The organism is Streptomyces sp. HSW2009 (assembly GCF_040240285.1).
Classification (GTDB): Bacteria; Actinomycetota; Actinomycetes; order Streptomycetales; family Streptomycetaceae; genus Streptomyces.
On sequence record NZ_JBEHZD010000972.1, the window covers coordinates 1 to 1,474 of the forward strand.

A 1,474-nucleotide genomic window follows, 5' to 3' on the forward strand; every position below is an offset into this window, starting at 1 on the left:
CCGCCCCGGCCCCGCCCCCCCCCGGGGCGGGGGGGCCCCGCCCGGGGGGGGGGGGGGGGGGGGGCGCCGCGCGCCGCCGGGGACGCCGCGGTGCAGCGGGGCCCGGCGCCCCTGACGCTCACCGCCGACGGCTCGTACGCCGCCAGGCTCGCGGTCTGTCGGGCGACCGGCGAGCGGTTCCCCGAGCGCTGGACGCTGGCCGGCCCCGAGCCGTACGCGGTGCCGCTGCCCGCGGAGCGGCCGGAGGAGGCGGACAGCGAGGTGCTGCCGCTGGCCGACGGGCGGGTGCTGATCCGCCGGCGGGTCGCCGACCGCCACGTGCTGTCGCTGCTCTACCCGGCGGGCCCGGGCACCGGCGAACTCCCGCTCGGCTTCATCGTCTGCGGCGAGCTGACCCTGCTGCCGCCGGCGCCCTGCGGCACCCTGGCGTACGCGCTGGCGCCGGGCGAGCGCTCCACCCACGTGTGGCTGGTGCACGGCGGGTCGTTCGGGCCCGAGCACGTCGCGGAGGTGCCGGGCCGGTGCACGGCGGGCAACTGGCTCGACCGCACCGGGCGGCTGCTGGCGCTCGACCGGGAGTGGGACGGCCGGGTGAAGACCGTCGTGGTGGACCTCATGCGCGGCGGCGAGACGACGCCGCTGCTCCAGATCACCGCGGACAGCGACGACCGGCTGGTGCTGGCCGACCCGGACAGCGGGCTGCTGCTCGTCCGGTCCAACGCGCCGGGGCGGGAACGGCTCGGCTGGGGCGTGCTCGGCAGTTCGCTGCCGGTGCGCTTCCCCGACTGCCTCGATCCGCGCCCCGCCGATCCGCGCGCGGGCGACCTGCGCGGCACCGAGACGCGCGGCAGCGGCCCGGCCCACACCGCGGTGACGCTGACGCCGTTCGCCGCCCAGCCCGGCCAGGTGCTCACGCCGGAGAACTGCGCGGTGGCCTTCCGGCTGACGCCGACGCGGTCGGGCGGCGCGAGTTGGGTGGCCGTGTGGCGCCCCGCGGAACGCCGGCTGCTGCACCTGTCCCCGCCGCCCGGCTGGCTGCCCGGCACCGGCCTGTGGACCCGGGACGGCGAACTCCGCCTGCCCTACGCCACGCCCCAGACCACGTGCGGCCTGGCCCGGGTACGGACCGCTGACCTCGCCGCCGAACTCGCCCCCGAGCCGTCGCCCAGGCCACGCCCGCAGGTGTTCACGCCCGGGCCGGGCGCATCAACCCCGGCGTACGGGGCGGACGCCGTGCACGAGACCGCGGGCCTGACGCCGGACGGGGCCGCGGGCGCCCGGCACGGAGCGGCGGGCCTGACGCGGGACAGGGCCGCGCACGGGGCACCGGGCAGGGCGGCGGGCCCGGCGCCCGCCCAGTGTCGAATAAACAACTGCCCCCCCACCCGCCCGCCTGCGATATGCGGTGAGAGCGTTAGGAGGTTAAAAAAAAATAGGGGGGGGGGGGGGGGGGGGGGGGGGGGGGGGGGGGGGG

The 1,474-nt window shown here is 79.3% G+C and carries 1 protein-coding gene; it reads left to right on the forward strand.

Annotated features, from left to right (window positions below; translation table 11 throughout):
* On the forward strand, positions 1-1,474 hold a 1,474-nt coding region (locus tag AAHZ94_RS33930; RefSeq protein WP_502964868.1), incomplete at both ends, for a hypothetical protein.